This is a genomic window from Ruegeria sp. HKCCD3925 (genome assembly GCF_057221175.1).
On sequence record NZ_JBWVBI010000001.1, the window covers coordinates 639,718 to 664,459 of the forward strand.

The following is a 24,742-nucleotide window of genomic DNA, read 5'->3' on the forward strand; positions in this document are numbered from 1 at the left end:
GGTTCTCCTGATCATCATACACCATTGGTACGCACGGGGCGAAATCGCTGACGAACGCGACACAAACTCCCGGGAATGCACGAAGTCGCGTAGTAATACCCGTTAAATTCAAGCGGGTATGAATGCGGGCTTTTGCTTACTGGCCACATAAGGTAGACGGGCGCGCAGACAGATACGTGGAAGCGCATTATGGCCCGAATTCTCATCACCTCGGCGATCCCTTACATTAACGGGATCAAACATCTCGGCAACCTGATCGGCTCGCAATTGCCTGCCGATCTGTACGCTCGCTATCAGCGCGGCCGGGGCAATGAGGTCATGTTCCTGTGTGCAACCGACGAGCACGGCACCCCGGCCGAGCTGGCCGCCGCCAAAGCGGGCAAACCTGTGGCTGAATATTGCGCTGACATGTACGCAGTACAGGCCGATATCGCCAAGCGCTTTGGCCTGAGCTTTGATCACTTTGGCCGCTCGTCCAGCGATCAGAACCGTAAATTGACCCAGCATTTCGCTGGCAAACTGGATGAAGCCGGGCTGATCCGGGAAGTCAGCGAAAAGCAGGTTTATTCCAACGCCGATGGCCGTTTTCTGCCCGACCGCTATATCGAAGGCACTTGCCCCAATTGCGGTTATGAGCGCGCGCGCGGCGACCAGTGCGAAAATTGTACCAAGCAGCTAGACCCGACCGACCTGATCGAGCCCCGCAGCGCGATCAGCGGCTCGACCGATCTTGAGGTGCGTGAGACCAAGCACCTGTATTTGCGTCAATCCGCAATGAAAGATCAGTTGGACGCGTGGATTGACAGCAAGACAGACTGGCCGATCCTGACAACCTCGATCGCCAAGAAATGGTTGCATGATGGCGACGGCCTGCAGGATCGCGGCATTACCCGCGATCTGGATTGGGGTGTACCAGTCAAGAAAGGTGATCAAGATTGGCCCGGCATGGAAGGCAAAGTCTTCTATGTCTGGTTCGATGCCCCCATTGAATACCTCGCCTGCGCCAAGGAATGGGCCGACGCCAATGGTAAGTCTGATGCCGATTGGGAACGTTGGTGGCGCACCGACAAAGGCGCAGAAGATGTGCGTTACGTTCAGTTCATGGGCAAGGACAATGTGCCCTTCCACACCCTGTCTTTCCCGGCCACCATTCTGGGATCGGGCGAGCCCTGGAAGATGGTCGACCACCTGAAATCATTCAACTACCTGAACTATGACGGTGGCCAATTCTCGACCTCACAGGGCCGTGGAGTGTTCATGGATCAGGCGCTGGACATTCTGCCCGCCGATTACTGGCGCTGGTGGCTGTTGAGCCATGCGCCAGAAAGCAGCGACAGCGAGTTCACATGGGAGAACTTCCAGCAGTCGGTAAACAAAGATCTTGCGGATGTTCTGGGTAACTTTGTCAGCCGGATCACTAAGTTCTGCCGCTCGAAATTCGGTGAAGCAGTGCCCGAAGGTGGTGCGTATGGCGAACGTGAACAGACCCTGATTGCTGAGCTTACTAGCCGAGTACGTGCCTACGAAGGCCACATGGAAGCGATGGAAGTGCGCAAATCCGCGCAAGAGCTGCGTGCGATCTGGGTCGCGGGCAACGAGTATCTGCAGGCTGCCGCACCATGGTCAACCTTTAAGGAAGATCCTGCGCAGGCTGCGGCGCAGGTGCGGCTGGGGCTGAACCTGATCCGCCTCTATGCAGTTCTGAGCGCGCCGTTCATTCCGGATGCGTCTGCAAAAATGCTTAGTGCGATGAACACACTCGATACCAGCTGGCCCGAAGATGTCGATGCCGCGCTGCGCGCCCTGCCCGCTGGCCATGAATTTTCGGTTCCCGACGTGCTGTTTGCCAAAATCACGGACGAACAGCGCGAGGACTGGCAGAATCGGTTTGCGGGAACGCGTGAATAACAACAAAATTCGATTTATGAATGCCGCAGCGGAGCCCTGAAGCCTCTCCGCTGCTGGTTTTTGGCAGAGAAAATTCGCCCGCCCCTATTGTCATCGGGCAGGTAAACGCCTGCGGATGCAGGCTAAGTCTGCAGACTGGAAAGAAATTTCGGGTCGATTCTTGCCAACGCATTACCTCAACACGCTTGAGAAACCGCGTCAAACCCGCCATCCTGCCTATAAAATCAATCGACTCATCCGGGGGTTTCTGTTGCCCGGTTGTGCAAACTTTACTTTGAACGAGGCGCCAACATGTCCCTTGCATTTAAGAAGCCAGCACTCCGCCCACGCGGCTATTTCAGGGCACTCGGCGTTTCTGCCGCTTTGTTTGCATGTTCCAGCCTGCCCCAGATAGCGGTCGCGCAGGATCAGGGCGATGCCCCTGCGCCCAAGGTGTCGATCGCCGCAGCTTATACCGAAGAGATCACCGATCAGGCCACCTTCATTGGACGGGCCGAGGCAATCGACAAGGTCGATATTATCGCGCGCGTCAGTGGTTTCCTGGACAGCCAGAACGTCGACGATGGCTCTCCGGTGAATGAGGATGACCTGCTGTTCACGATCGAACCGGATCTTTACGAAGCCACGCTTGAGGCACGTAAAGCCGATCTGGATCGGGCGCAGGCAAACCTTGAACTGGCCAAAGTCGATCTCGCCCGCAAGGAAGAGCTGTACAAGCGCGACGCTACACCGGAATCAGAACGTGACATTGCCCGAGCCAATGAACTGGTCGCCGAGGCCGAGGTCAAAGCCGCCAATGCAGCGATCCAACAGGCCGAGCTTGATCTGAGCTACACACAGATCCACGCCCCGTTTTCGGGCCGCATCGGCCGCGTGGAAACCAGTGTCGGTGATGTTGTGGGCCCCAACAATCCGCCGCTTGTCACCCTGGTCAGCGAAGCCCCCATCTATGTGAATTTTTCGTTGAATGAGAAGCAGTTCACGTCGGTTCTTGAACAATTTGGTGAAGACCCGGCCACGCTAGCTGAAAGCAGCCAAAGCCCGAATGTTCATGTGACTCTGCCGAACGGTACTGAGCTGGATGAAACCGGCGAAATCATTTTTGTCGACAACCGCATTGATCCGCTGACCGGCGCCATTACGATCACGGCTCAATTCGACAATGCCAAGCGTCTGCTCGTTGATGGTGCCTTCGTGAACGTTCAGATCGAAGCGCTTGAGCCGACGCTGCAGGTATTGATCCCTCAAGCAGCGCTGCAGCGTGATCAGCGCGGCGAATTCGTTCTGGTCGTCAATGACAAGCAGATGGTTGAACAGCGCTACATCACAACCGGAGATACCGTGGACTCGGCGATTATCGTCACAGATGGCCTGCGCGAAGGCGAAAGCGTCATCGTCGAAGGCCTGCAACGCGTGCGCCCCGGCGTCGCCGTTGATGCAGTCGTCGCGTCCGAGCAGCCGGAGAATAACTGATGTTCTCAGCCCTGTTTATCAGCCGGCCCAAGCTGGCGCTTGTCATTTCGCTGGTCCTGACCATTTTGGGCGGGATCGGTTATCTGGTTCTGCCGGTTGCGCAGTTTCCCGATATCACGCCGCCGGTGGTCAGCGTAACGGCCACCTATACAGGTGCAAATGCCGAAACCGTGGAAAACACCGTGGCCGCCCCGATCGAGGCGCAGGTCAACGGTGTGGACGACATGATCTACATGACGTCGACCTCATCGGATAACGGCTCGTATTCGTTGAACGTTACGTTCGAGGTGGGCACCGACCCCGATATCGCCTCGGTCAACGTACAGAACCGTGTGGCACAGGCGATGGCATCGCTGCCGTCCGAAGTGACTTCATCCGGTGTTGTCACGCAAAAAGCGTCAACCAACATGCTGTTGCTGGTCACGCTGACATCACCGAATGGCACCTATGATAGTGTGTTTCTTTCGAACTATGCCTCAATCAACCTGAAAGACGCTCTGGCGCGGGTTCAGGGCGTGGGTAAAGCGGATGTTCTGACCAATCTGGAATACGCCATGCGGATCTGGATGGATCCGGACAAGATGGCCGCGCTGTCAATCACTCCGGGTGATGTGATCAATGCCATCCGCGAACAGAATATCGAGGTCTCTGCGGGCTCAATCGGGTCACCGCCTGTACCTGAAGGGCAGACCTTTCAGTATACGATCAAGACCAAAGGCCGCCTGACCTCGGCCGATGAATTCGGAGATATTGTAATCCGTACAGGCGAAGCCGGTGCGATTGTGCGCGTCAAAGACATTGCGCGCGTCGAGTTAGGGGCGCAGTTTTATTCCGCCTCGGGCTATTTCGAAAGCGTTCCTGCGACCGTTATCGGCATCTATCAGGCCCCCGGCGCAAACGCCCTTGCGGTGTCCGAACGTGTTGAGGCCGAACTTGAGCGCCTGTCACGGTCCTTTCCCACGGATGTCGAATACGATGTTCCATTCAATACGACTGACTTCGTGGAACAGTCGCTCAATGACGTGGTCTCGACCCTCATCCTGACATTCATATTGGTGATCACAGTTGTGTTCATCTTCCTTGGCAGTTGGCGGGCGACGATCATTCCAGCGGTGGCCATTCCGGTTTCATTGATCGGGACATTTGCATTCTTGCTGGCCTTTGGCATGTCGCTGAACACGATCTCGCTGTTCGCATTGGTGCTGGCCATCGGGATCGTTGTAGATGACGCCATCGTTGTGGTGGAAAACGTCGAGCGTATCATCGCCGACGAAGGCCTATCCCCTGCCGAAGCGACCCGCAAAGCCATGGGCCAGATCACCGGCCCCGTGATCGCAACCACGTTGGTACTGCTGGCCGTGTTCGTGCCGGTGACGTTCATGCCCGGCATATCCGGGCGATTGTATTCGCAGTTTGCCGTCACGATCTCGACCGCTGTTGTGATCTCGTCGATCAACGCTCTGACGCTTTCACCGGCCCTTTGCGGGTTGGTGCTGCGGGCGCGTTCAGGACCGCCCAAGGGGCTGCTGGCCGTGTTCGAGGGATTTATCGGCGGCATGCGCAGCGGCTATGTCGCCATTGTGCGGAAGCTACTGATCCTGCCGGTCATTTCGCTTGGGATCATCGCGGCCTTCGCGGCAGGCACCGGGACCATTATGGGCAACACGTCCAAAGGGTTCATTCCGCTGGAAGACAACGGATATCTGTTCGTCGATATCCAGCTTCCCGATGCGGCGACGCTTGAACGGACCGAGGCGGTTTCTGCGCGGATCGATGAACAGATTCAACAGATTTCCGGCGTATCCAGTACCGTTCTGGTCAATGGGTTCTCGCTGTTGAACGGGACCACTACCAATGGCGCAGCCATCTTTGTCAACCTGACCAACTGGGAAGAGCGGCAGGAACCCGAGCTCAGTGCGGATGCGATCCTGAACCAGGTTCTGGCGATTGCATATGGTGAATCTGCGGCGTCAATTGTTGCGTTCAACCCGCCACCCATTCAGGGCCTTGGTATGTCCGCAGGGGTAGAGATGGAGGTGCAGCAGACCGGTGGCGGCTCGCCGCAGGATCTGGCCTCGGCCGTTGGGTCGTATGTCTATGCCGCAAACCAGCGTCCTGAGATCGCGCAGGCCTACACCACCTTCCGCGCGAACGTGCCGCAATTGTTTGTCGATCTGGATCGGGAAAAGGCCAAAACCCTGCAAGTCTCGGTGGCCGAGATTTTCCAGACCATGCAGGCGCAGCTTGGCTCGTATTACGTGAATGACTTCAACCTGTTTGGTCGTGTCTACCGCGTGATGATCCAGGCCGAAGGGTCATACCGGAATAAGGTCGATGATATCTCAGAGCTTTATGTACGTTCCACCAAAGGTGAGATGGTACCGCTTGGCACGCTGATCGATATCGAGAACGTGCTGGGTCCGGTCCTGCTGAAGCGGCATAACCTGTTCCGCTCGGCCACTGTGACAGCGGTTCCAGCACCGGGGCTCTCCACCGGGGACGCCATCAATGTCATGACCGAGGAGTCGGCGACCGCCCTGCCCCCCGGCTATGCCTATGAATGGACCGGAACGGCGCAGCAGCAGCTGGCCTCGGGCGGCCTGGTCGTGGTGATCCTTGGGTTGGCGATCCTGTTTGGGTACCTGTTCCTTGTCGGCCAATATGAAAGTTGGACGATGCCCGTTTCGATCCTAATGTCGGTGACCGTGGCCTTGTTCGGTGCCGTCGCAGCGGTGGCGATCGTTGGCAGCGACATCAACCTCTACACGCAGATCGGGATGATCATGCTTGTCGGGCTTGCGTCAAAGAACGGGATTCTGATCGTCGAATTCGCGATGGAGCAAAGGGCCAATGGGCTGTCAATCAAGGAGGCCGCGGCCGAAGCCGCATATCAGCGTTTCCGCGCTGTGATGATGACCGCCCTGTCCTTCCTTTTGGGCGTGGTTCCCCTGCTGGCCGCGAACGGGGCCGGAGCTGCCAGCCAGAAGGCCATCGGCGTCGCCGTGTTCGGCGGCATGCTGGCTGCGACGCTGTTCGGGGTCATTCTGGTTCCCGTGCTCTACGCCGTGATGCAGAGCCTGCGCGAGTGGGTCAAAGGCAGCAAGAACGATCCGGAACCGTCAGAGGAAGCTGCGTAGGGCCGGCATTGAAATCGAAATACGCCCCGCACATCTGCGGGGCGTTACTTTTTTTTTGCACGGATCAACCGATCCGCGCGCTAGTCAGCTAACCGTTTGGCCATCCAGTCGTCTATCCGGCCGATCTGCTCGAGGCTGAGCCTTAGACCCAGCTTATTGCGCCGCCACACGACATCCTGAGCGGTGCGCGCGTATTCCTTGTCCATCAGCCAAACCAGTTCGGCCTCGGTCAACGTCGCGCCGAAATCGTCACCCAGATCGCTCTGATCTTTTGCCGGACCCAGAAGGTCCCAGGTCTCGGTGCCATAGGCCCGGATCAATCGACGGGCCCAAAAATCGGTCAGGAACGGGTACTCCGCTATCAGTTCCCCGATCAAATCCTGCACGCCGTCGACCGGAAAATCCCCGCCGGGCAATGGGACGCCTGCGGTCCATGGTCCGCCAAGATCCGGGAAATGCTCTCCAATCTTCTCCAGCGCGCTTTCCGCGAGGCGTCTGTAGGTGGTGATTTTACCACCAAAGACATTCAACACCGGAGCCCCGCTCTCGGCATCAACTTTCAGCGTGTAATCGCGGGTAGCCGCCGTGGCACTGCTTGCGCCGTCATCATATAGCGGACGGACGCCTGAATAGGTCCAGACAATATCTTCACGGGTAACGGGCTTCGCGAAGTATTTCGATGCGAAAGCGCACAGATACTCCTGCTCGGCCTCCGTACAAATCGGAGGCTCGGAGGGGTCAGAATGATCCTGATCCGTGGTTCCGATCAAGGTAAAATCCTGCTCGTACGGGATCGCAAAGATGATGCGCCCGTCTTCGCCCTGAAAGAAATAGCACTTGTCATGGTCAAACAGCTTGGGTGTCACGATATGGCTGCCACGCACCAGACGGACGCCTTCTCGGGAATTGACCCGGATCTTGGTCTGGATGATGTCACCTACCCAAGGTCCGCCCGCATTGATCAACATCTTCGCAAGGACGGTTTCGGTCTTGCCGCTATCCCGATCCCGGATCGTAACCTGCCACAGTTCATCGATCCGCTCAGCCGAAAGAACCTCGGTCCTGACCAAGATCTTGGCCCCGCGTGCCTCGGCATCGCGGGCGTTCAAAACCACCAGCCGCGAATCCTCGACCCAGCAGTCCGAGTATTCATAGGCGGTTTCAAATTTGTCTTGCAGCGGAGCCCCCTCGGGTGTCGCGCGCAGGTTCAGCGAACGTGTACCCGGCAGGATTTTGCGACCGCCCAGATTGTCATACAAAAACAGGCCAAGCCGTATTAGCCAGGCAGGACGACGCCCGCGCATCCATGGCATCACCGTACTTAGCAACCGTGAGGTCGGCGTTTCAGAGTCAAAACGCATATCGGCGTGATAGGGCAGCACGAAACGCATGGGCCAACTGATATGGGGCATAGCGCGCAGTAAGGTCTCGCGTTCGACCAGCGCTTCACGCACCAAACGAAATTCAAAAAATTCCAGGTACCGTAGCCCGCCATGAAACAGTTTGGTCGAGGCTGACGACGTCGCCGAGGCCAGATCGTTCATTTCAGCCAAGGTGACCGATAGGCCCCGACCTGCCGCATCACGTGCGATACCGCACCCATTTATACCCCCGCCGATCACAAAAAGATCGGTAACTTGGCTGCTGTCCGATGACATATCCAATTGATTCCCCAACGTGGCAGTTTCAAGCGCATTAGCAGTATGATGGTTCGTATCGTCAACTTTATTTTTCGATATTGTTCGTTTTTAGCTGAAACAACGAATATTAATAAGTGCAACTAACGAATTCCCTTGCTTAACCGCAAAATTAGAACAAAAACGAAAACTCCGGAACTCAGGACCGCCCATGTCACTATCATTTCGCCAATCGGACATTCTTTTAGTCGCCGAGCAAGAGGGCCGCGTTACTGTCGAAGGACTGGCCGAGCGCTTTCAGGTGACGGTTCAAACCATTCGCCGTGACCTGACTGAACTGTCAGAAGCTGGTAAGTTGGATCGGGTTCACGGGGGTGCCGTTCTGCGTTCTGGCGTGTCTAATATTGGATACGAAGACCGGCGCGCCCTGAACCATGAAGCCAAGACACGCATCGCTGAACGCTGCGCGGCCGACATCCCCGAGGGCAGCTCGATCTTTATGAACATAGGCACCTCGACCGAGGCCGTTGCCCGCCAATTGCTGAAACACAAAAACCTAATGGTCGTGACCAACAATATGAACGTTGCCAATATCCTGGCCGATAACCCCGATTGCCAGATCGTCGTTGCAGGCGGTGTGCTGCGCAGATCAGATAGTGGGTTGGTCGGGAATCTTGCGGTCTCGACCATCCGCCAGTTCAAATTCGATCACGCGATTATCGGCTGTTCCGCATTGGATGCGGATGGGGATCTAATGGATTTCGATCTCCAAGAAGTACTGGTCAGTCAAACTATCATTGAACAAGCCCGGCAGATCAGCCTAGTAGCGGATGCTTCAAAGTTTCAGCGCACCGCGCCCGCACGCATCGCCTCATTATCCGATGTTGATATGGTTTATACTGATCTACCGCTGCCCGGCGACCTCCATCAGAAGTGCATAGATTGGAACACCAAAATTATTGAATGCTGATGCATCCTTCCGATCAGCCAGAAAGTGATTGATTAGCTGGACAACAGCGCCCGAGGATGGAACAGTTTCCAACAACAGGAGGCGCGAGCATGGGACTTTTAGGGCAGCCGCTGGGCTACTATGACTATCTGACATTTGTGGCACTTATCTTGCTGCTGGCAGCGGTGATGGCGTTGTTTCTATTCCTAATGGGTCTGCCCGGACGTATCGCGATCAAACGCAATCACCCCCATGCCGAAGCGGTCAAGATCATGGGATGGATGGGATTTTTGGCGATTGTCCCTTGGGTGCATGCCTTTATCTGGGCGTTTCACGACGGCGTCACCGTCGACATGCGCCGCGGCCCTGATGAAGAACGCAAGGCCATAAGGGATGAAATCAAGCGTCTGGGAGGCACCGTCAAACCGGAATACCAGGACCCACTTGATACCGACGAAACAAAGCAAGCCTAAGGCCAAAGGAATTCAGCACTCATGTTCGTCGCCCTAGGCATCACGCTTTTCTACATTATTTTTGTCTGGTTCATCTTCTTCAAGGTGCAATGGCTGAAATTCAACATCATGTGGGGGATCGTCTCATTCTGGGTCGGCGCTCATCTGCTGCTGATCTTTTTGGTCGCGCTGCGCTTCTTTCAGCCCTTTTCCGTCGACAGCCACGTCGTGCGCTCCACCATCCAGATCGTCCCGCGCCTGACACAGCCCACAATCCTGTCCGAGGTTTTGGTCGAGCCCAACACCTGGGTCACTAAGGGCGATCCGCTGTATAAGTTCGACGACACGGTGTTTTCGCTGGCCGTGGACAAGGCGAATGCACAGCTGGTGGCGGCGCAGCAAAACGCAAAGATCCTTGAACAGGACGTTATCGCGGCGGGAGAAGCAGTCGAACGCGCGAACGCGCAGCTGGCCTATGCGCTGACCGAACAAGCGCGATACGAGAACCTCGTTCCCGCCGGGGGCGCCCGCCAGGATGAACTAGACCGCTGGAACGAACAGGTCGCGGAAGATCAGGCGAAGATTAAGGAAGCTCAGGCCAATTTGGAAAAGGCCAACCTTGCGCTGGATTCACAGATCGACGGCGTGAATACGGGCATTATTGAGGCTGAGGCGCAGCTGGCCGAGGCCGAGTATTTTCTCGATAACACAACGATCTATGCCCCCGAAAATGGCATGATCGTTTCGCAACAGGCCCGCCCGGGGATGGTTGTGGGGGAAATTCGTCTGGGTGCCATTGCCAGCTTTGTCACCGAAGAAGACCCCTATATTCTAGCCACCTTCCGCCAGCAGAACCTGAAATTTGTCGAGGTCGGCCAACCGGTCGAAGTTGCTCTGGACCTCTATCCCGGAGAAATTCTGACCGGCAAGGTTGAGGCGGTCTGGTGGGCTACACGTCAGGGCCAATACTTGCCCTCAGGCCGCCTGCCCGGCTTTGAGCTGCCAAAACTGCCCGGTCGGATCGCTGTTCAGATCTCGGTCGATGTGCCTGAGGGGCATACTTTTCCTGCAGGTGGCCACGCTGCGGTGGCGATTTACACCGGCATGGGAAAAAGCTTTGAATTTCTGAGGCGCATCAACATTCGCCTCTATTCCTTCGCCAACTTCATCCGGCCACTGGATATCTGAGGATGCGTACGATGACACTCCGCCGGTTGTTAGGCACTGCCCTTTGCGCCGCTACCCTCACCGCCTGTACGCCGGTGGGGCCTGATTTTGTGCGCCCCAACTCTCCGGTCGTGAAGCAATGGATGGAGGTCAACAACCCCAGCGCGGGCCAGAGCGGCCTGACCTCACGCAGCGCTCCGGTTGTGCGCTGGTGGGAAACGTTTAATGATCCGACGCTGAACAAGCTGATCGCCGAAGCCTATGCGCAGAACCTGACCTTACAGGTCGCAGGTGCCCGCGTACTTCAGGCCCGCGCGCAGCTTGGTATCGCATTCGGAGAGCTCTACCCGCAATCGCAGGCCGTGGGCGGTTCGCTCCAACGCCGACAGATCAGCGACAATCTTGGGCCGATTTCGGACATCCGGCGGATTATTCCCTTGGACACCGAATTCTCGACTTCGCAAGTTGGGTTTGATGCGCAATGGGAACTGGACGTATGGGGCCAGCAACGTCGCGGCGTACAGGCCGCGCGATCGAACCTGGCACTGCAGGTTGCTAATTATGACGACGCACTGGTCACGCTGACCGGGGACGTAGCGGCGCTTTATATCAACATCCGTTCGTTGCAAGAGGCTCTGCGCATCGCGCGGGAAAACATCACGATTCAGCAGGCATCGGCAGACCTCACTCAGCTGCGCTTTGACAACGGCGTTACAACCGAGTTGGATGTGCAGGAATCGACTGCCCTGCTCAACAACACCAAGGCACTCGTGCCCGAGTTGGAAAGCGATATCCAACAAGCCAAGAACGCACTGGCGGTTCTGTTAGGAAAAACGCCGTCTCAGATGACTGGCTTGATCGGCAATTCAGGCCGAATTCCAACAGGGCGCAGCAACGTGGCCGTTGGTGTGCCCGCCGAATTGCTACGGCGGCGGCCTGACGTCCGCGCCGCCGAATTGGCGGCAGCCACCCAATCGGCGCAGGTGGGGATCGCGTTGGCTGATCTCTATCCACAATTCATCCTGTCGGGCGCGATCGGTTTGCAGGCCTCGGGTGGGCGCGATCTGTTCAGCACCAACAGCGCCACAGGATTGGCTAGCGCAGGCGTTGTCTGGAACGTCCTGAATTATGGCCGCATCAAGAACAATGTCCGCGCGCAGGATGCCGCCTATCAAGCGTTGATCGCCAACTATCAGAATACTGTTCTGACCGCGTATTCCGAGGTCGAAAGCGCGATGGTTGCTTACGCACAGGCGCGCAAACAGGTCACCTTTTATCAGCGCAGCGTCGAAGCTTCGCGCAAGGCGGCTGAAATCGCGGTCGATCAGTACCGAGACGGCATCGCCAGCTATTCGCGTATCCTGAACACGCAGACCGCGCTATTAAGATCGCAGGCGAACCTGATCGAGGCCCGGCAGGAGGTCTCTTCGAATCTGGTCGCGATCTACAAAGGTCTGGGTGGTGGTTGGCAGATTCGGCAGAATCAGGAATTCCTACCCGAGACGGTGCTGGCCGAGATGGCCTATCGCACCGATTGGGGTGATCTGTTGGAGAAAACGCCAACACGCGCCAGCTTGAACTAAGGCCTATTTCGTCAACCCGCGCAGGCCACCCGAGATCAGGATGTTAACTTCGTAGAGGATACGTGGCGCGGCCAACCCGCCGGGGCTGGCTAGATAGTTGGGGCTCCATTCCGGATCGAATTTTTGCTTGAAGGCGCGCAGGCCTTCGAAGTGGTAGAATTGTTCGCCATGTTCATAAACGAACCCACCGATCCGATTCCAAAGCGAGGCCAACTGCCGGTTTTCGATCCCTGAAAATGGCGCTGCGCCCAGTGAGAACCAGTGGAATCCCTGCTCGGACCCCCAGACCATCATCTCAGCAAACAGCGCATCCATGACAAAGCTGGGGCTGTCCGGTTCATAACGCATCAAATCCAGAGACAGTTCGGATTTATTTCCGCCTTGAAACAGGTTGGCGAAGGCCATGATCTTGCCCGTCTCATCCCGCAGAACCGCATGGTCGAAATAAGAAAGGTAGGCATCATCAAAGCCGCCCAAGGCAAAACCCTTTTCCTCACCTGCCTTTTGCGCCAACCAATCGTCCGAGATCTGACGAAGTTCGGGCAACACCGGTGCAAGCTGTTCCTTGGGGATAATTTCGAACTTGTACCCCTCACGCTCAGCCCTGTTCTTCGCCTGCCGGAACCGTTTGCGCGATTTTCCGTCCAGCGAAAAATTCTGCAGCGGTACGCGGGCCACTTCTCCGATCTTCAGGATCGATAGGCCGAGGTCCAGGAATGTCGGCAGATATTTGGTCGATACACTGTAAAACGCACAAAGCTTGCCTTCGCGATCGGCCATTTCTCGCAATTGCCAGATCAGTTGCTGTCCCGCTTGCTCATCACCCACAGGCTCTCCTTTGGTGATCAGCGCATTGCCAGTATCGGCATAGGCAAGGAATGCGGTTTCGTCAGGCGAGATCAGGAATTGCTTATCGCCCGTCAGTGAAATCTGAGATTCGGTGTCTTCGCTCTCCATCACGAGACGTTCGACAACTTCGGGGATTTCAGTCCTAACCGGCGCGGGGATTTCACGGCCGAACAGCGAGTTCACCGCCACGATGCCAACGATCACGGCCACCACGAGGCTGGACCGCAGGAATCGCGAGGCATCTCCACTCCAGGCAAAGTCCCACCACAGCGCGTTTTGATATTCGACATGGGAATAAGCGAACAATCCAATCCAGAAAATCACCGCCAGCAACGCGACGACGCTGACCAGCCAAGGGATATTTAGCCGAAAGATAGATGCACCGCTTACCCGGTAAAACGCCCCCCGAAACATCGCCAAAAGGCCAATCGTGAACAGCAATGAAAGGGCTTCATGCGTATCAAGCCCTTTGGCGAGCGAGGCGAAGAAACCTGCCACCATCAAAAGCATGGCAACAACCCATGCCCGATAGAGCTTGCGGAATAGACCACGTGAGACAAGTAGCAGTAGGACACCCACGGCGCTGCCTGCAAGATGAGATGCCTCGACAAATGACAAAGGCAAAACCTCTCGCAGTACGCCAAGGTTCTGCGTACTGGAAGGCAAAGCCCCTGAAACCAACAGGATAACTCCTGCCACAGCCGCGACGCCGGCAGCCACCATCGGGACAATGGGGCGAATTGCGCGATAGACCCAAGTGACCGCGCCCCCGATGCGATGGCGCTGTGTTAGCACCGACGCGACCGCGATCGACAGGCTGGCGATGGCAAACGGAAGGAACGTATAGACCAGTCGGTAGAGCAGAAGCGCAGCGATCACATCAGACCGGCCCGACGCCCCTAGACCAGCGATCAGAGTGGCTTCGAACACACCGATTCCACCCGGTGCATGGCTAAGGATACCCACCGCTATTGCGCCTATATAGACCGCGAAGAAATACGGGTAGCCAACCCCCAGATCGTCCGGCATGAGCACATACAGCGCCATTGAAGCGCCGAACAGATCGCCTACCGCCGCGATTGTCAGCAGACTTGCCAGCTTGCCGCCCGGCAGGTTGAACCCAAACCCGCCATAGGCCAATCGCCGCCCTCCGCTTGAAAGCCAGACAAACAAGACCGCAAGCCCCGCCAACATGCTCAGACCGATCACAGTTTCCGTCGTTTCACTGATCGGCAGGACCTTGGAAATGCCATCCGGGTGTATTGTAAGCAACAGGCCCAAAAGCAGGATCAGTCCCATCCAGAACGCCACCCAAGAGGTCGCGATCACCCCGGCCACGCGGCCAAGATCAAGCCCCAGCGACGCATAGATACGGTATCGGATCGCGGTGCCGGTGATATAGGAGAATCCTAGGCAGTTCGATACCGCATAGCCGCTTGCTCCGGCCATCCCTGCGACGGGCAAAGGCACTTTTCCATCGGCGACGCTCTGCACGGCAAGCACATCGTAGAACGAAAGCGACAGAAAACTGAAAGCCGTCCAGCACATCGCAAAAAACATGAATTTCCATGGTTTCGCTGCGATATCGCTTTGGATATCTGACCATTTCACATGCGCAGAGAGGTCATGCAGAACCGCAAGCGCGATTCCTGTAATCAGCAACGGAACCGCAATCTTGACCAGCGGCTTTTCCAACAGCCCTGTCACATACTCGGCCAGACGTACGGCGCGTGTCTCTTCCGTTGTCGGCTGTGTCGTCATTCCGTTCGCCCCTGCCCCGCGATCCTCAGATCAGTGTCAATTCAAAGCTTTGCACGAATTTTCCATCCGGCAAAGGGCCTAGGCCAACGCGTCACGAGCGTCCCTTGCGTGTCGAGAGCAACAGATTGGTCTCAGATCGTGTAACGCCCTCCATCCGACGGATCTGGAACAGGACTTCATCAAGCTCATCCAGTGTATCGGTTCCGATCTCTGCGATCAGATCCCAACTTCCATTGGTTGAGTGCACCGCCCGAACCTGACGCATCGCAGCGATCCGCGATCTGATCCGCTCGGTCCCGCGGCCTGCGATCTCAAGCATCATCAATCCACGAACAGGGCTTTCCGATACGCCCTGCCGTGTCACAACGGTAAAGCCGACGATTTCGCCAGACTGCTGAAGCCGCTTTAGTCGGCTGCGCACGGTTGTTCGGGTCACCCCGAGCAGTTCAGCCAGTTCCGACAACGATGCCCGAGCGTCCCTGTGCAGTGCGTTCAATAAGCGATTGTCCAGTTCGTCCATGCGTGATTACCAAATCGGAATTAGCCAATTCACTTTGACCAATTTGATCTCTTTTCTCAACTCATATCGTATCGATAGATAGACTTATGAGCAAAATGAACATCATTCTCGCCGGAGCGCCTATGGATGCCGGCAAACACCGCCAAGGCTGTCGGATGGGTCCAGATGCCTATCGGGTCGCGGGTCTCGCCCAAGCGCTGTCAGATCTCGGGCATTCTGTGTCGGACATCGGTGACACGCGACCAGATGCCGTCGACATGTCGGAAGACACCCATCTATTCTCGTTACCGGAATGCGTTGGCTGGACACAGGCGCTGAGCCGCACGGCTCAGGAAGCCGCGCTTGAAGGCCTTCCTATTTTCATGGGCGGTGATCACGCCCTGTCGATGGGCACAGTGGCAGGAATGGCGGCACATGCGAACCGTATCGGGCGCCCTCTGTTCGTGCTCTGGTTAGATGCACACAGTGATTTCCATACGCCCAGCAGTACGGCCAGCGGTAATTTGCATGGAACGCCGGTCGCTTATTTCACTGGCCAGTCAGGCTTTGACGCCTTTCCACCGCTGATATCGCCGATCCCAACGGATCGCGTCGGTATGATTGGTCTGCGCTCGGTCGATCCCGCCGAACGTGCGGCATTGGAAAAAGATCACGCGATGCTCGCCGATATGCGCAGCATCGACGAGCATGGTATCAAGACACCCCTACTGGCCTTCCTTGACAAAGTGCGCGCAGCAAACGGCATCCTGCATGTCTCGCTGGATGTAGATTTCCTTGACCCGTCGATCGCACCAGCCGTCGGCACCACTGTCCCCGGCGGTGCCACCGAACGTGAGGCCCATCTGGTCATGGAATTGCTGCATGAAAGCGGTCTCGTTTGTTCGCTGGATCTAGTTGAACTGAACCCGTTCCTGGATGAGCGCGGCCGAACCGCAAAACTGATGGTCGATCTTGCAGCCTCGCTTATGGGTCGTCGCATCTTCGATCGCCCAACCCGGAGCTTCTGATGATTTCTCTTCAATCTCCTTCAGCTGTCGTGATGGTGCGCCCCCATGCATTTGCGTCAAATCCAGAGACCCGCGACGACAATGCGTTTCAAACATTGGCAAATCGATCTGCTGCAGCGACGTCTGCTGCCGCGCGGGATGAGCATGACAAAGCAGTAGAACAGCTTCGCGCTGCTGGTGTGACCGTTCATGTGTTTGACGACGAAGGCGAACGTGACACACCCGACAGCGTGTTCCCAAACAACTGGTTTTCGACCCATCCAGGCGGTCATGTCGCTGTTTATCCGATGTTCGTTCCATCGCGCAGACGCGAAAGACGCTCAGATGTAATTGAGTTACTGAAGCGGGAATATCGAGTGCAAGACGTCATCGACTATTCCGGCCTCGAACAGGACGACCTCGCGCTTGAGGGCACTGGCGCAATGGTTCTGGATCACGTGGGCCGTATTGCCTACACTGTTCGATCCAACCGCGCCGATCCGGTGTTGTTGGAGCGTTTCTGTACGCATTTTAACTATGAGCCGATTGCCTTTGATGCAAAGGACGCTGAAGGCCGTGATGTCTATCACACCAATGTCCTGATGGGGATCGGCACGCACTACGCCCTTATCTGTTTGGACATGATTTCCAACCCAGAACGTCGGGCAACAGTTCGGGCACGGCTTGAGGAATCTGGCCGTACTGTCATCGATCTGTCCCATGAGCAGATTGCAGATTTTGCAGGAAACGCGATTGAGCTTAGTGGCAATGATGGTCTTGTCCTGGCGTTATCTAGCCGAGCGCTACAGGCTCTTACACCTGCTCAAGTCGCGATCATCGAAGCCAGTGCAACTCCGCTGCCGCTCTCGGTTCCCACAATTGAAACAGCCGGTGGATCCGTACGTTGTATGATCGCTGGTATCCATCTTTCCCGCCGATAGGAGTCTTTGATGCAACCTTCTGATAAGGCCCTCGTGCCATTTGTATCCGTCGACAACATGATGCGTCTGGTCCACCACATCGGGGTCGAACAGATGATCACGCAGATTGCCGCGCAGATCGAATCCGATTTTAAACGCTGGGAGAGCTTTGACAAAACGCCCCGCATCCCGGCCCACTCACCACATGGGGTGATCGAACTGATGCCAACCTCGGATGGTGAGGCATACGGGTTCAAATACGTTAACGGGCATCCCAAAAATACGTCTGAGGGACTGCAGACCGTTACCGCATTTGGCCTTCTGGCTGATGTCTATACCGGTTACCCGACATTGTTGACCGAAATGACGATGTTGACCGCGCTGCGGACGGCGGCAACCTCGGCGCTAGTCGGCAGATACCTCGCGCCCGAATCCGCAACGACGATGGCGATGATTGGAAACGGCGCGCAATCCGAGTTCCAGTGCCTGGCCTTCAAAGCCATGTGCGGGATCGATACGGTCCGACTCTACGACACAGACCCGAACGCGACGGCGAAATGTGCAGCCAATCTGCAGGGCAAAGGGCTGACCGTCGTGCCATGTAAAACACCTGAGGACGCGATCGAAGGCGCTCAGATCATAACGACCTGCACTGCCGATAAGAAATACGCGACCATCCTGACCGACAACATGGTTGGCCCCGGCGTCCACATCAACGCGATCGGAGGGGATTGCCCCGGCAAGACCGAACTGCACCGCGACATTCTTTTGCGGTCGGAGATCTTTGTAGAGTACCCCGAACAAACGCGGATCGAAGGTGAGATTCAGGCTCTGGAGGATGATCACCCTGTCACCGAGATGTGGGAAGTTTTGACCGGCCAAGCCACAGGGCGCACCGATGATCGACAGATCACGTTGTTCGACAGTGTCGGCTTCGCGATCGAGGACTTCTCGGCACTACGTTACATCAAAAGCGCGATTGAAGGCACTGATTTCTATGAGGCATTGGATATGCTGGCAGACCCTGACGACCCAAGGGACCTGTTTGGGATGTTGATGCGGGCAGGATAAAGAACCCGCACTTCTAAAACTGTGCCCCGGCCTTTGGCCGGGGCTTTTTCTTATCCCGCAAGCGATGGCAGGTATAGAACAATCCCTGGAAAGGCCACCAGCAGTGCGATGGTAAGTGCATCGGCAATGAAGAACGGCGTTACCCCTTTGAAGACATCCTGAACACTAAGATCAGGCCTCACGCCTGCGACAACAAAACAGTTTAGACCAATAGGAGGTGTGATCAGGCAGAACTCGGCCATTTTGACCACCAAGATACCAAACCAGATCGCACACATCGGCCCGGACATACCAAAGGCGCTGTCTGCTGCGCTGACGGCCTCGCCTCCGTTCAGGGCCATAACGGCGGGATACACAACCGGAAGTGTCAAAAGCAACATACCGATCGCATCCATGAACATGCCCAGCACTGCGTAGGCCAGCAGGATGCAAATGAGGATCAACATAGGCGACATTTCGAGCGAAGTGATCCAGTCGGAAAACGCCCCCGGCAGATCTGCGAAACCAAGAAAGCGCACGTAGATCAAAACACCCCAAATAATCGCGAAAATCATGGCGGTCAGTTTGGCGGTTTCAAGCAAGGCCGATTTGAATTCAGGCCAGCGCATGCCGTGGATCAGGGCAAAGCAGAACACGATGAAGGCCCCGATGGCCCCGCCCTCGGTCGGGGTGCCCCAAGCCTTGTCGCCGAAGGGGTTATAGACAAAGCAGATGATGATGAGGATCACCGCCACAATGGGCAGTGCGCCCGGAAGTGCAGCAAATCGTTGTTTCCAGGTAAACCCGGTGACCGGCGGTCCGACGGACTTGAAGATCACGGCGATACCGACGATCAGCAAGCCATAGATCACCGCCGAAAACGCACCGGGGATGAAGCCTGCGAGCAGCAGTTTTCCCACATCCTGCTCGACAATGATGGCGTAAATCACAAGGATCGCAGATGGGGGGATTAGCGAGGCCAAGGTCCCGCCAGCGGCAACCACACCGGCGGCGAAACGTTTGTTATACCCGACAGCCAGCATTTCAGGGATGGCGATGCGCGCAAAGACGGCTGATGTGGCGACCGATGCACCTGATACGGCGGCGAAACCGGCGGTCGCAAAAATCGTTGAAACGGCCAACCCGCCAGGCACCCATGCCACCCAGCGTTTTGCCGCCTCAAACAAGGCGCGGGTCAGGCCAGCGTAGTAGGCTAGATAGCCGATCAGGATGAATGTTGGGATCAGGCTCAGCGTATGAGACGCCACCTTGGAATGTGGCACCTGGCCAGCCGTTTTGACGGCCACCGTCAGTGCCTTACCAAACCGCTCGGGATCATACCCAAACTTTGCCCAGAATATCCAAACAAGGCCAACCAACCCTGCCAGACCTGCAGCAAATGCCACCCGCATGCCAGTGACGACAAGAACCAACAGTCCGGCAGTGACCCAAAGGCCGATATCAATCGTGTCCATGGGTCAGTTACGTCCTTCGAATTGTTCGGCCTCGGCTGCAGCCTGTGCGGCGGCATCCTGTATCAGCGGTACGGCCACCGGTGCCTCGAGCCCCAGCATGAAGGCGCGTCCATAGCCCCAGACCTGCAAGATTAGCCGGGCGCACAGCACCGAAAAAGCAACGGGTGCCAGCAGCTTGGCTGGCCAAATAGGAATCCCGATATCAATCGAGCTGTCGCGACTCCACATCGGAGCGCCGAAGTCAAAGGACCGGTCAAAGTGGGACCAACTACCCCAAACCAGCGCCAGCATCAGCAGCAGTATCAACAGAACCGAGATCAGCTCGAACAACCACAGCGCCCGCCCTTTCAGGCGCGAGATAACGATATCCATTCGGATATGCCCGCCATCACGTTGCACAAACGAGATACCCAGAAACGCGATCAGGGGCATCGCCTGTTCAATCCAGTCAACATATCCGGGCAAAGGCGCGTTTAATGCGTTTCGGCCGCTGACTGACACAACAGCTAGCACCATGAGCCCGAAAACCGCGAAACCGCTGATCAGCGCCATAAAACGCTCTAGACGTAACAAACGGTGATCCAACCGGCTTAGAAGACTGCCATCCTCAAGCACCGTGGCATGTCCTGCCATCTCAGCATTCCTTTGATTGAAGGAGATGCCGGGTGCCTAATGACACCCGGCTGTGGCGATCAGTTACCGCCGCGCTGCTGTTGCAGTGTCGATTGCACAAGATCATAAAGATCCTGCGCAGGTAGACCCTGAGCGGTCATGTCTTCGATCCACTTCGCGCGAATCGGATCAGCGGCTTTGGCGCGAAACTCCTCAAGCACGGCATCGTCAATCTCGACCTTTTCAACGCCTTTCTCTGCCAGCACGCCATCCCACTTTTCAAGCAGTCCACCGTAGTTGGCCAGATAGTGATCGATAGCCTCATTAATCGAGCTGTCCAGCGCTTCGCGATGTTCGGCTGGCAGCGCTTCATAAGCGTCGATATTCACCACCACCGGACAGTTTACCGTTCCAGGATTCAGATTGGCCGTCCACCAGTCAGCTTCGTTGATCGTCCCGAATGACAAATGCGCATGCTGAGCGAAGGCCACGGTATCGACCACGCCAGATTCCATCGCATTATAGGCTTCGGTCGCGGGCACGGACGTAGGTACGCCACCAACCGCTTCAAATGCTTGCCCCAAACCGCCAGTGGCGCGTACGCGCATGCCGTCGAACTCGGCAAGCTCATCACGAGGGTCACCGGTACCAACAAGGTTATATTGAGGCATCGGTGAAGTCATGATGATGCGCGCGTTCCACTGCGCCATCTCGTCCTTGACTGCAGGATGATCATAGACTGCGTGGCTGACGGCCACCTCTTCATCCAATGTGTTTACGCCAAGGAAGGGCAGTTCCAAAACGGTGATCGCGCGGTTCTTATCGCGGTGATAGCCCGCACAGAACTGCGCCATCTCGAACGCGCCAATCTCGATACCATCCAGGTTTTCCTTGGGCTTCGACAATCCACCATAGCTAACATTGATGGTGAAATCGCCGCCGGTTTTTTCGTTCACCAGTTCAGCCAGTTTCTCAACATGCTCGGTAAATGCGCGGCGCTTACCCCAGACCGAGGCATTCCATTCGGTCGCGGCTGCTTCGGTGACAAACGCCACACTCAGGGCGGCAAAAGCCGCACCGCTCAACATCTTTTTCATAGTGGTATCTCCCTTAGTTGCGCCCCCTGTCGGGATGCTTGATTGTGAAGCTAGCGCCAAGTCTAGAAGCTGCCAACCCCTGCGAGGATAAGTGGTGTTATCGCCACCAGACTTCGAGATTAAAGTGAAGCTATCGGCCAAAGCCCCAGACACATGCCAATGAGCACTTATGTCATTACAGCTATCTTGCTGATTTAAAGTGTATATTACGCACAATTTCAGAATTATTTACAATGTTAGTGCCGAAAATGAAATTTCTTCACAAAGAAATCCAAGGATTATGGCAATTTATTTATTTCTTTTCTGATCCCCGTATTATTCAACTTGGGGAGGAACCGGATCGACATTGCCTGATCGGCTGGCAAAATCGATCCCATGTAATCCAGTCCAGAGGGAGGAGCCTCAAAGATGACTACCGCTGCCCAGGCAGATGCCAAGACATATCCGCCATCCGCAGAAACTGTCGCCCGTGCGCATGTCGACGCCGACAAATACGCAGATATGTACGCTGCGTCGATCAACAACCCCGAAGCATTCTGGGATGAGCAAGGCAAGCGCGTTGACTGGATCAAGCCTTATACTCAGGTCAAAGACGTCAGCTATGATTTTGGTTCGGTTGGTATCAACTGGTATGCGGACGGCACGCTAAACGTCTCGGCCAACTGTCTTGACCGTCATTTGAATACGCGCGGCGATCAGACAGCGATCATCTGGGAACCGGATGATCCAAACGACGAAGCTCAGCACATTACCTACGCCGAACTGCACCGTCGCACCTGCCGCATGGCCAATATTCTCGAGTCGATGGGCGTGCGCAAAGGTGACCGCGTTGTGATCTATCTGCCGATGATCCCTGAAGCAGCCTATGCGATGCTGGCTTGTGCACGGATCGGAGCAATCCATTCGATTGTATTTGCTGGGTTTTCACCCGATGCGTTGGCAGCCCGAGTCAACGGATGTGATGCCAAGGTCGTCATCACTGCCGATGAGGCACCACGTGGTGGCCGCAAGACTCCGCTGAAGTCCAACGCAGACGCGGCCCTGCTGCACTGCAAAGACAGCGTGAAATGTCTGGTGGTCAAACGCACCGGTGGGCAGACCACTTGGATTGATGGCCGCGACTATGATTACAACGAAATGGCGCTTGAAGCGGATGACTATTGCGCACCCGCCGAGATGAATGCCGAAGATCCGCTGTTCATTCTCTATACTTCCGGTTCGACCGGTCAGCCCAAAGGTGTCGTCCATACGACCGGCGGTTATCTGGTCTATGCCGCGATGACGCATGAGATCACATTCGACTACCATGAAGGCGACGTCTACTGGTGCACCGCCGATGTCGGCTGGGTCACCGGTCACAGCTATATCGTCTACGGACCACTGGCCAACGGCGCGACCACACTGATGTTCGAAGGCGTGCCGACCTACCCGGATGCATCACGCTTCTGGCAGGTGTGCGAAAAGCACAAGGTGAACCAGTTCTACACTGCTCCGACGGCAATTCGCGCTCTGATGGGTCAGGGTACCGAGTTCGTCGAGAAATGCGACCTGAGCGATCTCCGGACGCTGGGCACAGTCGGCGAGCCGATCAACCCGGAAGCCTGGAACTGGTACAATGAAGTTGTTGGCAAAGGCAAATGCCCGATTGTTGACACCTGGTGGCAGACCGAAACCGGCGGTCATCTGATGACCCCCCTGCCTGGTGCGCATGCGATGAAGCCCGGCTCGGCGATGAAACCGTTCTTCGGCATCCAGCCGGTGGTTCTGGACCCGCAATCCGGTGTTGAGATCGAGGGAAATGGCGTTGAGGGTGTTCTGTGCATCAAAGACAGCTGGCCCGGTCAGATGCGCACCGTTTGGGGCGATCATGAGCGGTTCGAGAAGACCTATTTCTCGGACTACAAAGGCTACTACTTCACCGGCGATGGCTGCCGTCGCGATGAGGATGGCGATTACTGGATCACTGGCCGCGTCGATGATGTAATCAACGTCTCCGGCCACCGGATGGGCACGGCCGAGGTGGAAAGCGCGCTGGTCGCCCATGCCGCCGTCGCCGAGGCCGCTGTGGTTGGTTACCCCCATGAAATCAAAGGGCAAGGCATCTATTGCTATGTCACTTTGATGAATGATCGCGAACCTTCGGATGAGCTGCTAAAGGAACTGCGCACCTGGGTCCGGACCGAGATCGGACCGATTGCCTCGCCTGATGTGATCCAGTGGGCCCCCGGCTTGCCCAAGACACGCTCGGGCAAGATCATGCGCCGAATTCTGCGCAAGATTGCCGAGAACGACTTTGGTTCGCTTGGCGATACGTCGACCCTGGCCGATCCGTCAGTGGTCGAAGACCTGATCGAAAACCGGGCAAACAAGTGAGGATGTGATGGACGCTGCCACGACCATATCCCCCGCTGTTCTGATCCTTCTCGGCCCTCCGGGCGCCGGGAAGGGTACGCAGGCTCGTATGCTTGAAGAGAAGTTCGGGCTTGTACAACTCAGCACCGGTGATCTGCTGCGCGACGCGGTCGCCGCAGGTACCGAGGCTGGTAATGCTGCCAAAGCGGTCATGGAGGCGGGCGATCTTGTTAGCGACGGCATCGTCATCGCGATCCTTCGCGACCGCATGGCGGAACCGGACTGCGTCAAGGGCGTCATACTGGATGGTTTCCCCCGGACCACAGTCCAGGCCGAGGCTCTTGATGGTCTGCTCGCGTCTTCAGATCAGAAGATCAACGCGGCCATCAGCCTTGAAGTTGAAGACGCCGAGATGGTGACGCGGATTTCTGGCCGCTACACCTGCGCCGGATGCGGTGAGGGCTATCACGACTCGTACAAGCAGCCCGTCGAAGACGGCAAATGCGACAAGTGCGGTCACACAGAATTCAAACGCCGCGCCGACGACAATGCCGAGACGGTCGCGTCGCGTCTGGCGGCCTATCACGCGCAGACCGCACCGCTGATTGACTACTATCAAGCCCAAGGTGTGCTGAAAGGCATCGATGCCATGGGCCAGATCGACGACATCGCGCAAGACCTTCAAGGGATTGTCGGCGAGGTCATGAAATAAGGGGAGGAGATAAGCCCTAGGGCTTTGATCCTAAATCAGAATACTTCAATGGACCCGCCTTGGCGGACCAGAGAAGTTATGCCTGACGTCACGGGGCGTTTG

At 56.5% G+C, this 24,742-nt stretch carries 18 protein-coding genes; 12 read left to right on the forward strand and 6 right to left on the reverse strand.

What is annotated here, in order from left to right; translation table 11 throughout:
- Positions 1-189: 189 nt before the first annotated feature.
- From metG to AC2TEM_RS03230, 3 genes are all read left to right on the forward strand, one after another.
- On the forward strand, positions 190-1,908 hold the full coding sequence (gene metG / locus AC2TEM_RS03220; RefSeq protein ID WP_170421216.1) for a methionine--tRNA ligase: 1,719 nt from the start codon (positions 190-192) through the stop codon (positions 1,906-1,908).
- 291 nt (positions 1,909-2,199) lie between these two features.
- Positions 2,200-3,381: an efflux RND transporter periplasmic adaptor subunit gene (locus AC2TEM_RS03225; protein ID WP_170393332.1), complete on the forward strand. Its 1,182-nt coding sequence runs from the start codon at positions 2,200-2,202 to the stop codon at positions 3,379-3,381.
- Positions 3,381-6,518, forward strand: a complete 3,138-nt coding sequence (locus AC2TEM_RS03230) for an efflux RND transporter permease subunit (protein ID WP_170421212.1) — start codon at positions 3,381-3,383, stop codon at positions 6,516-6,518. Before AC2TEM_RS03225 ends, AC2TEM_RS03230 begins: the two co-directional genes overlap by 1 nt.
- An 80-nt stretch (positions 6,519-6,598) precedes the next feature.
- Here AC2TEM_RS03230 and glpD read toward each other — a convergent pair whose 3' ends face one another.
- Positions 6,599-8,176 carry a glycerol-3-phosphate dehydrogenase gene (gene glpD / locus AC2TEM_RS03235; RefSeq protein ID WP_170421210.1) on the reverse strand — a complete coding sequence of 526 codons (1,578 nt, stop codon included), beginning with the start codon at positions 8,174-8,176 and terminating at the stop codon, positions 6,599-6,601.
- Between the two features lie 190 nt (positions 8,177-8,366).
- On the opposite strand from glpD, the gene AC2TEM_RS03240 reads away from it, so the two are divergent.
- The 4 genes from AC2TEM_RS03240 to AC2TEM_RS03255 all read left to right on the forward strand — a co-directional run bounded on the left by AC2TEM_RS03240 (position 8,367) and on the right by AC2TEM_RS03255 (position 12,306).
- A complete protein-coding gene (locus AC2TEM_RS03240) occupies positions 8,367-9,125 on the forward strand; it encodes a DeoR/GlpR family DNA-binding transcription regulator (RefSeq protein ID WP_170421208.1) in 759 nt (252 codons plus the stop codon).
- A gap of 89 nt (positions 9,126-9,214) precedes the next feature.
- Positions 9,215-9,577 carry a DUF3302 domain-containing protein gene (locus tag AC2TEM_RS03245; RefSeq protein WP_170421206.1) on the forward strand — a complete coding sequence of 121 codons (363 nt, stop codon included), beginning with the start codon at positions 9,215-9,217 and terminating at the stop codon, positions 9,575-9,577.
- A gap of 21 nt (positions 9,578-9,598) precedes the next feature.
- Positions 9,599-10,744 carry an HlyD family secretion protein gene (locus tag AC2TEM_RS03250; protein ID WP_170393337.1) on the forward strand — a complete coding sequence of 382 codons (1,146 nt, stop codon included), beginning with the start codon at positions 9,599-9,601 and terminating at the stop codon, positions 10,742-10,744.
- A gap of 11 nt (positions 10,745-10,755) precedes the next feature.
- Positions 10,756-12,306: an efflux transporter outer membrane subunit gene (locus AC2TEM_RS03255; RefSeq protein ID WP_480790398.1), complete on the forward strand. Its 1,551-nt coding sequence runs from the start codon at positions 10,756-10,758 to the stop codon at positions 12,304-12,306.
- Between the two features lie 3 nt (positions 12,307-12,309).
- Here AC2TEM_RS03255 and mprF read toward each other — a convergent pair whose 3' ends face one another.
- Together mprF and AC2TEM_RS03265 are read right to left on the reverse strand one after the other, a co-directional pair.
- Complete coding sequence (gene mprF, locus AC2TEM_RS03260) at positions 12,310-14,916, reverse strand: bifunctional lysylphosphatidylglycerol flippase/synthetase MprF (protein ID WP_170405209.1); 2,607 nt, start codon at positions 14,914-14,916, stop codon at positions 12,310-12,312.
- A 91-nt stretch (positions 14,917-15,007) separates the two neighbouring features.
- On the reverse strand, positions 15,008-15,436 hold the full coding sequence (locus AC2TEM_RS03265; protein WP_170393340.1) for an Lrp/AsnC family transcriptional regulator: 429 nt from the start codon (positions 15,434-15,436) through the stop codon (positions 15,008-15,010).
- A gap of 86 nt (positions 15,437-15,522) precedes the next feature.
- Here AC2TEM_RS03265 and rocF point away from each other — a divergent pair, with 86 nt between their 5' ends.
- Genes rocF through AC2TEM_RS03280 form a run of 3 tightly spaced genes read left to right on the forward strand, consistent with a single transcriptional unit; the run spans position 15,523 to position 18,413 of the window.
- On the forward strand, positions 15,523-16,443 hold the full coding sequence (gene rocF, locus AC2TEM_RS03270) for an arginase (protein ID WP_170421202.1): 921 nt from the start codon (positions 15,523-15,525) through the stop codon (positions 16,441-16,443).
- Positions 16,443-17,363, forward strand: a complete 921-nt coding sequence (ctlX, locus tag AC2TEM_RS03275; RefSeq protein ID WP_170393342.1) for a citrulline utilization hydrolase CtlX — start codon at positions 16,443-16,445, stop codon at positions 17,361-17,363. The genes rocF and ctlX overlap by 1 nt, the downstream gene beginning before the upstream one ends.
- Before the next feature lie 6 nt (positions 17,364-17,369).
- Entirely contained in the window at positions 17,370-18,413 is a 1,044-nt protein-coding gene (locus AC2TEM_RS03280; protein ID WP_170421199.1) for an ornithine cyclodeaminase, read from the forward strand.
- A gap of 50 nt (positions 18,414-18,463) precedes the next feature.
- On the opposite strand, the gene AC2TEM_RS03285 is transcribed toward AC2TEM_RS03280, so the two are convergent.
- From AC2TEM_RS03285 to AC2TEM_RS03295, 3 genes are read right to left on the reverse strand one after another with little or no spacing between them, the layout of a single operon-like run.
- On the reverse strand, positions 18,464-19,867 hold the full coding sequence (locus AC2TEM_RS03285) for a TRAP transporter large permease (protein ID WP_170393344.1): 1,404 nt from the start codon (positions 19,865-19,867) through the stop codon (positions 18,464-18,466).
- Between the two features lie 3 nt (positions 19,868-19,870).
- On the reverse strand, positions 19,871-20,500 hold the full coding sequence (locus AC2TEM_RS03290; protein ID WP_170393345.1) for a TRAP transporter small permease subunit: 630 nt from the start codon (positions 20,498-20,500) through the stop codon (positions 19,871-19,873).
- 59 nt (positions 20,501-20,559) lie between these two features.
- Entirely contained in the window at positions 20,560-21,576 is a 1,017-nt protein-coding gene (locus AC2TEM_RS03295) for a C4-dicarboxylate TRAP transporter substrate-binding protein (RefSeq protein ID WP_170393346.1), read from the reverse strand.
- A 408-nt stretch (positions 21,577-21,984) separates the two neighbouring features.
- Between AC2TEM_RS03295 and acs the strand changes: the two genes are divergently transcribed.
- The gene (gene acs, locus AC2TEM_RS03300; protein ID WP_170405196.1) at positions 21,985-23,949 is read left to right on the forward strand and encodes an acetate--CoA ligase; all 1,965 of its coding nucleotides are present in this window, start codon (positions 21,985-21,987) and stop codon (positions 23,947-23,949) included.
- Between the two features lie 7 nt (positions 23,950-23,956).
- Positions 23,957-24,640 carry an adenylate kinase gene (locus AC2TEM_RS03305; protein ID WP_170421197.1) on the forward strand — a complete coding sequence of 228 codons (684 nt, stop codon included), beginning with the start codon at positions 23,957-23,959 and terminating at the stop codon, positions 24,638-24,640.
- Positions 24,641-24,742 lie beyond the last annotated feature (102 nt).

What these genes read in the sequence shown, in the direction of transcription:
- metG (WP_170421216.1), top strand. Translation starts at nt 190, where the DNA reads ATGGCCCGAATTCTCATCACCTCGGCGATCCCTTACATTAACGGGATC.
- AC2TEM_RS03225 (WP_170393332.1), top strand. Translation starts at nt 2,200, where the DNA reads ATGTCCCTTGCATTTAAGAAGCCAGCACTCCGCCCACGCGGCTATTTC.
- AC2TEM_RS03230 (WP_170421212.1), top strand. Translation starts at nt 3,381, where the DNA reads ATGTTCTCAGCCCTGTTTATCAGCCGGCCCAAGCTGGCGCTTGTCATT.
- glpD (WP_170421210.1), bottom strand. Translation starts at nt 8,176, where the DNA reads ATGTCATCGGACAGCAGCCAAGTTACCGATCTTTTTGTGATCGGCGGG.
- AC2TEM_RS03240 (WP_170421208.1), top strand. Translation starts at nt 8,367, where the DNA reads ATGTCACTATCATTTCGCCAATCGGACATTCTTTTAGTCGCCGAGCAA.
- AC2TEM_RS03245 (WP_170421206.1), top strand. Translation starts at nt 9,215, where the DNA reads ATGGGACTTTTAGGGCAGCCGCTGGGCTACTATGACTATCTGACATTT.
- AC2TEM_RS03250 (WP_170393337.1), top strand. Translation starts at nt 9,599, where the DNA reads ATGTTCGTCGCCCTAGGCATCACGCTTTTCTACATTATTTTTGTCTGG.
- AC2TEM_RS03255 (WP_480790398.1), top strand. Translation starts at nt 10,756, where the DNA reads ATGACACTCCGCCGGTTGTTAGGCACTGCCCTTTGCGCCGCTACCCTC.
- mprF (WP_170405209.1), bottom strand. Translation starts at nt 14,916, where the DNA reads ATGACGACACAGCCGACAACGGAAGAGACACGCGCCGTACGTCTGGCC.
- AC2TEM_RS03265 (WP_170393340.1), bottom strand. Translation starts at nt 15,436, where the DNA reads ATGGACGAACTGGACAATCGCTTATTGAACGCACTGCACAGGGACGCT.
- rocF (WP_170421202.1), top strand. Translation starts at nt 15,523, where the DNA reads ATGAGCAAAATGAACATCATTCTCGCCGGAGCGCCTATGGATGCCGGC.
- ctlX (WP_170393342.1), top strand. Translation starts at nt 16,443, where the DNA reads ATGATTTCTCTTCAATCTCCTTCAGCTGTCGTGATGGTGCGCCCCCAT.
- AC2TEM_RS03285 (WP_170393344.1), bottom strand. Translation starts at nt 19,867, where the DNA reads ATGGACACGATTGATATCGGCCTTTGGGTCACTGCCGGACTGTTGGTT.
- AC2TEM_RS03290 (WP_170393345.1), bottom strand. Translation starts at nt 20,500, where the DNA reads ATGGCAGGACATGCCACGGTGCTTGAGGATGGCAGTCTTCTAAGCCGG.
- AC2TEM_RS03295 (WP_170393346.1), bottom strand. Translation starts at nt 21,576, where the DNA reads ATGAAAAAGATGTTGAGCGGTGCGGCTTTTGCCGCCCTGAGTGTGGCG.
- acs (WP_170405196.1), top strand. Translation starts at nt 21,985, where the DNA reads ATGACTACCGCTGCCCAGGCAGATGCCAAGACATATCCGCCATCCGCA.
- AC2TEM_RS03305 (WP_170421197.1), top strand. Translation starts at nt 23,957, where the DNA reads ATGGACGCTGCCACGACCATATCCCCCGCTGTTCTGATCCTTCTCGGC.